Raw genomic sequence first — 8250 nt, 5'->3', positions numbered from 1 at the left:
ATACACCGCGTGTCGGGACCGGAACGCCGCGAGGACGATCCTCGCCACGGCATAACGCGGCCGTGCTGGCGCCGACGACGTGAGACATGCGATCACCTCCTCCCGGAACGGTGGTCTCGTGCGGTCTGAGCCAGAAATCCCCCGGCTTCCAGCCGTGGGGAAGCGTTAACGAGTCACCTCCGCGGTGGCGGCGTTGACCGACAGGTCGAGCAGCAACTTCCCGCCACCGGGGCCGTCCTCGCCAAGATCGGTCACCTCCCGTTCACTGCCGTCGAAGTTGCCGTACCTGCGGTCCAGTACCAGGGCGTCGCCCGCGTTCACGTCGAGTCGTACGGTCACGTCGACGGTGGGCGGCAGGATCACCTTCACCTCGCCGAGGTCGACCTCCACGCTCACCCGGGCATCCCGGTTGGTGAAGTCGATCCGGGTCAGGTCGAGGGTGGCCTTGCCCAACCGGGTCTCGTAGCGGTCGGCCATCACCTCGTAGCTGGCCGGTACCCAGAGCACGTCCTCCTCGCCGCGCAGCCGGGTGTAGGACTCGGCGACCGTGGAGATGCCCAGGGCGCAGGCCGCGACCAGCCCGAGGGCGATCAGCCAGCGGGCCCGGCCGAACCAGGCCCCGACCAGCAGCCCGAGGGCGATGGTCACCAGGACGGCGGCGAAGTAGGTGGACGGCATGACCTGGATCGCGTTGGTCAGGTCCAGGATCGCGACCAGGCCGATCGCCACGAAGATCATCGAGAAGGTGGCGGCCCCCAGCGCGGACCGCTCCCGTGGCCGCTTCGGCTGCTTCGGCTTCGGCGGTGGCGGCGGGGCCGGAGCCGGCCGGACGGCGTACGGGCCGTGCGGCGCGAACGGTGCCCGGTAGCCCCCCGGCACGGGCGGCATGGGCGGCATGGGAGGTACGCCCGGATGCGGCGGTCCGGTCGGTACGGCCACCGGTGGCGGGCTCGCCGGCCAGGCGGGGGGCGGCGGGGCCGGGGCGGCCATCGCGGGTCCGCCGGGGTAGCCCGGTGCGGGCGGCGGCTGCGGTGCCGGCGGGTACCAGCCCGGATGTCCGGGCGCGCCCGGCGGGGGTACCGGCTGGCCGGGCCCGGGCGGCGGATAGCCCGGCGGCGGCGGTGGCCCGGCACCCGGTCGCCAGTACGGCCCGGTCCGGTTCCGGTCCCGGTTGAGCAGCAGCGCCCCGCCGATCAGGACGGCCGCGCCGAGCAGGATGGCCCGGTAGGTGTCGGTCACGATGAAGCCGAACATCACCGCGGCGAGGATGCCGAGCACCAGCACGGTGACCGGGGACATGCTCGACCGGCCCCGGCCCAGCATCGACTCGACCGGCGAGGCGGTGTCGCCCTCGGACGGGATGATCAGCCAGGCGGCGAGGTAGACCAGCAGGCCGATCCCGCCGAAGAAGCCGAGTACGGCGAGGAGGACCCGCCAGAGGATCGGGTCGCTGTTCGTGGCCCGGCCGATCGCGGCGCAGACCCCGGCCAGGTAGCGTCCCTCGGTCGGCCGGACGAGCCCGTACCGGTAGGTGAACCCGAACTCCGCCGGCGGCCCGGGGGGTGGTGACGCGCCGGGCCCGGGTGGCGGGGTCGTGCCGGGTGGTGGTGGCCCGCCGGGCCCAGGTGGCGGCCCGGGTGGCGGGGTCGCGCCGGGCGGGGGTGGCCAGGCGCTACCCGGTGGCGGTGCGTCCGGTGGCGGGGCCCACGCCGGGCCGGCTGCGGGTCCCGGTGTGCCGGGTGCCTCCGGGGTCGGGCCGGGGCTGTCCGCGCGGTCGGGGCCGCCCACCGGACCGGGCGTTCCACGGGCGGCGGCAGCGTCTTCGGTCATGCTCCGATCCTCCGCCGTCGCAGGTCCGGCCGGCCTCAGGCGAGAACCCTGAGCCCACCCTGAGATATCCCGCGCGCGAAGTCCGGGGAGTCCCCATGGCTGCTGAGCCCGCGAACGTGTGACGATCGGAGCGTCGGTGGAACCGTACGCGCCGCGGCAGGTCCGCCGCACGTCACCCCCGCCGCCCGAGACGACGAGGAGTACGAAGATCCGCGCCACGACCGAGCCAGCCCGCCTCTACCGCGCCCGCGACCACCGGATGGTCGCCGGCGTGGCTGCCGGAATCGCCCTGCACCTGGGCATCCGGGCGGTGTGGGTACGCCTGGCGTTCCTCCTGCTGCTCGGGTTCAGCGGGCTCGGCCTGCTGCTCTACGCGGCGTTCTGGGCGGTGGTGCCCCCGCTGCCCGGTGGTACCCCGCCAAGGCGCAACGTCTTCCAACTGCTGCCGTTCGTGGCCATCGGGCTCGCCGTGATCCTGATCGAGGTGCTCGCCTTCAAGTCCGACGGGGTGGCCGGAACGGCCGGCTGGCTGGTGTCGATCATCGCGGTCGGCGCCGGGGTGATCTGGCACCAGTCCGCGCCCGAGCGCCGCTGGCACTGGGACCGGTCGCTGCCGGTGCCGTGGCTCGGGGCGGTGGTGGCGGAGAGCGACCGGCGGGCCTTCGTACTGCGGTTCATCGGCGGCGGAGTGCTGGTCGCGGTCGGTCTGATCGGGGTGGTGGCGGTCTACCGCCCGCAGGGCAACTTCGACGCGGTGATCAACGGGGTGATCTTCGCCCTGGTCGCGCTCGCCGGGGTCGGCGTGGTGGCCGCCCCGGTGCTCTGGCGGACCTACAACCAGCTCCGGACCGAGCGGGAGGGGCGGATCCGGGAGCAGGAGCGGGCCGAGCTGGCCGCGATGATCCACGACCAGGTGCTGCACACCCTCGCCCTGATCCAGCGCAACGCGGCCGACGTCAAGGCGGTGCAGCGGCTCGCCCGGGGGCAGGAGCGCTCGTTGCGGAGCTGGCTCTACAAGCCGGCCGGCTCGCCGAACGAGCGCTTCGCCGCCGCGCTGGAGCAGGCCGCCGCCGAGGTGGAGGACACCTTCGCGATCACCGTGGAGGCGGTGGTGGTCGGGGACCGGGAGACCGACGAGCGGGTCGGCGCGCTGGTGGCCGCGGCCCGGGAGGCGCTGGTCAACGCGGCCCGGCACGCCAAGGTGCAGACCGTCTCGCTCTATGCCGAGGTCGAGCCGGAGCAGGTGAGTGTCTTCGTCCGCGATCGCGGCGCGGGATTCGATCCGACTACGGTTGAGGACCACCGGCACGGCGTACGCGGCTCGATCATCGGGCGGATGAAGCGACACGGCGGGCGGGCCGAGATCCGCAGTACGCCGGGGGACGGCACCGAGGTGAGACTCTTCCTCCCGATACCCCGGGAGGGCGCGGCACCAGGGAAGGACAGGTAACGATCATGGTCGAGCCGACGGAGCCGACGCGGAACGACGGCACGCCCGAGCCGCGGCTGCTGCGGGTCTTCCTCGTCGACGATCACGCGATGTTCCGGGCCGGCGTACGCGCCGAGTTGGGGACACATGTCGAGGTGGTCGGCGAGGCCAGCACGGTGGCCGAGGCGATCAGCCGGATCTCCGCCACCGAGCCGGACGTGGTGCTGCTCGACGTGCACATGCCGGACGGAGGCGGTCGCGCGGTGCTGGAGGCGGTCCGGCGTACCCGGCCGGAGGTGCGGTTCCTGGCGCTCAGCGTCTCCGACGCCGCCGAGGACGTGATAGGGCTGATCCGGGCCGGTGCCCGGGGGTATGTCACCAAGACCATCTCGCCGGACGAGCTGACCGCCGCGATCCGTCGGGTCGCCGACGGTGACGCGGTGTTCAGTCCCCGGCTGGCCGGGTTCGTGCTGGACTCCTTCGCCTCCCGGCCGGACGCGCCGGTCGCCGATCCCGAGCTGGACCAGCTCACCAACCGCGAGCGGGAGGTGCTCCGGCTGCTGGCCCGCGGCTACGCGTACAAGGAGATCGCCAAGGAGCTGTTCATCTCGATCAAGACGGTGGAGACGCACGTCTCGAACGTGCTGCGCAAGCTCCAGATGTCCAACCGCTACGAGCTGTCCCGGTGGGCCGCCGACCGCCGGCTGGTCTGAGCCCGTCGACCCCGCGCCGGCACCGTGCGCGTTGGCGGCCGGATCGCCGGTCCGGCATTTGGCGGATCCACCGGTACGGCCTCGGCCGAGCGGTGGGTGTCCGCCCGGTGACGATCAGATACGCTGCATCGATGGCTCCCACTATCCGGCCCTCTGTCGGGCCTCCGGTTCGCTCTTCCCTATCGTCCAAACGGACGAGTACGGTAGGTATGCGCTTGACATCGGAGAGCGCCCACGGTGACGCGGGGAAGGTCACACGGAGCCGTGCGGGCAGTCGCCGGGGCATACCGCGTCGGTGACGTTTTGCCTGGTCAGAGCCGTGTTCGGCGGAGCGCCCGAGGGGTCTGGCACACGCCTGAAACATTGCCGGCAACTAACGGGTTGATAACGGCACCTTTCCGCGCTAGGCGGCTCAGTGTCACAGTGTCAGTCACCTCACAGTCCCTCGTGAGCGCCCTGAGGAGGCTTCACTCATGCGCGGGCAATTCCCGTTAAAGATGGCGGTCGGAGCGACCGCCATAATGTTGTTGGCGGCAGGCTGCAGCGGTGGCGGCGACGACGAGACCTCGGCGGCTGACGCCCTGGTCTCGATCGGCATCGGCGAGCCCCAGCACCTGATCCCCTCCAACACCACCGAGTCCAACGGTGCCGAGGTGCTGGCCGCACTCTTCAGCCCGCTGGTGGACTTCGACGCCGACAACAAGCCGTACACGGTTGCCGCGGAGTCGGTCGAGTCGACCGACAACAAGGTCTGGACGGTCAAGCTCAAGGACGGCTACACCTTCCACAACGGTGAGAAGGTCGGCGCCGACAACTACATCAACGCCTGGAACCACGCGGCGTACGGCCCGAACGGCAACGGCGGCTCCTACTTCATGGAGCGGGTCGAGGGCTACAAGGACCTCCAGTCCGAGGACCCGGACGGCGACGGCCCGCAGAAGGCTCCGGACCCGAAGGCGAAGACCCTGACCGGTCTGAAGAAGGTCGACGACCTGACCTTCACCGTCACGCTGAGCGAGCCGTTCTCCGGCTGGCGCTCGGTCATGGGCTACACCACCTTCTACCCGCTGCCCGCGGCGGCGTGGGCCTCCGAGGGCGTGCTCAAGGAGGACTACGAGCAGGCCCCGATCGGCAACGGCCCGTTCAAGATCAAGGGCACCTGGCAGCACGACTCGAAGATCGAGGTCGAGCGCTACGACGCCTACCCGGGTGAGAAGCCGAAGGTGGGCGGCGTCACCTACAAGATCTACCAGGAGCAGACCGCCCAGTACGCCGACCTGATGGGTGGCGCCCTGGACGTGGTGACCCAGATTCCGATCGAGAACCTGGCCACCGCCCCGGCCGACCTGGGTGACCGCTTCAAGACCAGCTCGAACTCGGTCTTCCAGTTCGTCGGCTTCCCGACCTTCCTCTCGCAGTACTCGAAGGTCGAGGTCCGTAAGGCGATCTCGATGGCGATCAACCGCAAGGAGATCACCGACAACGTCTTCCGTGGCTCGCAGACCCCGGCGACGTCGTTCGTCTCCCCGGCGGTGGCCGGCTACCGCGAGAACAGCTGCGGCGAGGCCTGCACCTACGACCCGGCCAAGGCCAAGGCGGCGTACGACGCTGCCGGCGGCCCGAAGCAGATCAAGATCACCTACAACGCCGACGGTGGTCACAAGGCGTGGGTGGACGCGACCTGCAACCAGCTCAAGACCAACCTGGGCGTGGACTGCGTCGGTGTCGGCGAGCCGAAGTTCGCCGACCTGCTCACCAAGGTCGAGAACAAGGAAGACGTCGGCATGATCCGGCTCGGCTGGATCATGGACTACCCGCTGATGGAGAACTACCTCGGCCCGCTGTACGGGACCGGCGGTTCGTCGAACTACTACGGCTACAGCAACCCGGAGTTCGACAACCTGGTCAAGCAGGGCTCGGCCGCGCCGACCGAGGACGAGGCCATCAAGCTCTGGCAGCAGGCCGAGGACATCCTCGCCCGGGACATGCCGGTGATTCCGCTGCGGCTCGGCCAGAACGTCTTCGGCCACTCGGAGCGGGTCAAGAACGTCGAGGTCGACAAGTTCCAGAAGGTCGAGATCCTCAAGATCGAGGCCACGAGCTGACCTGACTGCTCCAGCGACGGACGGTCCGGTCCACCCGGCCTAGCCTGGGTCGATCGGACCGTCCGTACGAGCCTCACCGGCCCCGGCGACCGGGACCGGTGAGGCTGCGGTCGCTACCGTGCTGCATCACGGTCTGCTGCCCACCAGGCAGTCACCGATGCTCGTCTCTAAGGACTTGGATATGTTCCGCTACTTCGTGCGGCGCGTGCTGCAAGGGGTCCTGACGTTTTTCGGGGCCACCTTCATCGTGTACGCGCTGATGTTCGCCAACCAGGACGACCCGCTCCAGGCCCTGGCGGGTGAGCGCCCGCTACCGGAGAACGTCCGGCAGGCGCTCACCGAAAGGTATCATCTGGACGACCCGTTCATCCTCCAATATGGCCACTACATGCGTGGCCTGCTCACCGGGGACTTCGGGATCTCACTGACCAACCGGCCGATCAGCGAGATGATGCAGCAGGCCTGGCCGGTGACCATCCGGCTGGCGGTCTTCGCGATCATCATCTCGGCGCTCGTCGCCGTCACCGCCGGCATCGTCTCCGGCATCCGTCGCGGCGGGATCTTCGACACCACCACGCTGATCATCACGCTGGTGCTGCTCTCCCTGCCGATCGTGGTGCTGGCCCCGCTGGCGCAACTCCTCTTCGGGGTGCAGTTGCACTGGTTCCCGGCGACAGCCGGTGCCGAACCGGGGTTCTACCAACTCATCCTGCCGGCGGTGGTGTTGAGCTGTCTGGTGATCGCCACCCAGATCCGGGTCACCCGGGCCTCGGTGGCGGAGAACCTCCGCTCGGACTACGTCCGTACCGCCCGGGCCAAGGGACTGGCGAACCGGCGGGTGATCGGCGTGCACGTACTGCGCAACTCGCTGATCCCGGTCGTGACGCTGATCGGTGTCGACCTGGGCAACCTGATGGCCGGGGCGATCGTCACCGAGGGTGTCTTCAACATCCCGGGCGTCGGCTTCAACCTGTTCCGTGGGATCCGGACCGAGGACGGCCCGCTGGTGGTCGGCTTCGTCAGCATCCTGGTGATCGTCTTCCTGGTGGTCAACCTGGTCGTCGATCTGTTGTACGCGGTACTCGACCCGAGGATCCGCTATGAGTGAGCGAAGCGAACGAATCGGTCAGCTCAGTGAGTCAACCGAACGAATCAGTCAGGTCAGTGTGAATCTGTCCTCGTGGCGTCGCCGGGCGGAGCGCGGTGGCGGCATGAGTAAGCGAGGCGTCCGATGAGTAACGTCGAATCCGTCGCCCAGGCGGAGGTACCCGGCGCCGCCGGTGTGCCGGTGTCGCCGGACGGCGGCCCGGAGAAGCCACGCAGTCTGACCGGGGATGCCTGGGACGACCTGCGGCGTAACTGGATCTTCTGGGCCGCCGCCGTCCTGGTGGTACTGGTCGTCGTGATGGCGGCCTTCCCGAGCCTGTTCACCTCGGCCGACCCGGACGCGTGCGCGCTGTCCCGGCAGCACCAGGGGCCGAGCGGCTCGGCCATCTTCGGCTACAACTTCCAGGGCTGCGACGTCTACGCCCGGACGATCTACGGCGCCCGCAACTCGGTGCTGATCGGCCTCTTCGCGACCATCATCGCCGGGGTGATCGGCCTGATCGTGGGCATGGCGGCCGGCTACTTCGGCGGCTGGATCGACGCCGTGCTCGCCCGGGGCATCGACATCGTGCTGGGCATCCCCACCCTGCTCGCGGCGATCGTGCTGGCCCGGCGGCTCTCCGCCGACCCGCAGGACACGGGCTTCTGGGCGGTGGTCTTCACCCTCGGTGTGCTGACCTGGACCACCGGCGCCCGGATCATGCGGTCGTCGGTCATCTCGGCGAAGAACCAGGACTACGTGGCGGCGGCCCGGATGCTCGGAGCCGGTCCCGGCCGGCTGATGTTCCGGCACATCCTGCCGAACGCGGCGGCGCCGTTCGTGGTGGTGCTGACCATCCTGCTCGGGGTCAACATCTCCACCGAGGCCACCCTGACCTTCCTCGGCGTCGGTCTGAAGGGGAACGCGATCTCCTGGGGGATCGACATCTCGACGGCGGCGCCGTACGTCCGGGAGACGGCCACCCCGCTGGTCTGGCCGTCGATCTTCCTGGCGATGACCGTGCTGGCGTTCATCATGCTCGGCGACGCGATCCGCGACGCCTTCGACCCGAGGCTGCGGTGAGCT

6 protein-coding genes are annotated in these 8250 nt (G+C 69.8%); 5 read left to right on the top strand and 1 reads right to left on the bottom strand.

Translation table 11 applies throughout. The annotated features are described in order from the left end of the window. Window positions 1–165 precede the first annotated feature (165 nt). Complete coding sequence (locus tag Pma05_RS27060) at window positions 166–1830, bottom strand: PspC domain-containing protein (protein ID WP_203860278.1); 1665 nt, start codon at window positions 1828–1830, stop codon at window positions 166–168. A 208-nt stretch (window positions 1831–2038) separates the two neighbouring features. Here Pma05_RS27060 and Pma05_RS27055 point away from each other — a divergent pair, with 208 nt between their 5' ends. From Pma05_RS27055 to Pma05_RS27035, 5 genes are all read left to right on the top strand, one after another. Beyond that, window positions 2039–3280 (top strand): ATP-binding protein, encoded by a 1242-nt coding sequence (locus Pma05_RS27055; RefSeq protein ID WP_275414756.1) that lies wholly within the window; start codon window positions 2039–2041, stop codon window positions 3278–3280. A 5-nt stretch (window positions 3281–3285) separates the two neighbouring features. Next, window positions 3286–3972 (top strand): response regulator, encoded by a 687-nt coding sequence (locus Pma05_RS27050; protein WP_203860277.1) that lies wholly within the window; start codon window positions 3286–3288, stop codon window positions 3970–3972. 473 nt (window positions 3973–4445) lie between these two features. Next, complete coding sequence (locus Pma05_RS27045) at window positions 4446–6077, top strand: peptide ABC transporter substrate-binding protein (protein ID WP_203860276.1); 1632 nt, start codon at window positions 4446–4448, stop codon at window positions 6075–6077. A gap of 181 nt (window positions 6078–6258) precedes the next feature. Continuing rightward, a complete protein-coding gene (locus tag Pma05_RS27040) occupies window positions 6259–7185 on the top strand; it encodes an ABC transporter permease (RefSeq protein ID WP_203860309.1) in 927 nt (308 codons plus the stop codon). A 123-nt stretch (window positions 7186–7308) separates the two neighbouring features. After that, window positions 7309–8247, top strand: coding sequence for an ABC transporter permease (locus tag Pma05_RS27035; RefSeq protein ID WP_203860275.1), 939 nt, complete (start codon window positions 7309–7311; stop codon window positions 8245–8247). The last annotated feature ends 3 nt before the right edge of the window (window positions 8248–8250 follow it).

The sequence above is a fragment of the Plantactinospora mayteni genome (assembly GCF_016862935.1).
Taxonomy (GTDB): domain Bacteria; phylum Actinomycetota; class Actinomycetes; order Mycobacteriales; family Micromonosporaceae; genus Plantactinospora; species Plantactinospora mayteni.
The sequence above is the reverse complement of the archived record's forward strand: the minus strand, read 5'-3'. Positions and strand labels throughout refer to the sequence as shown.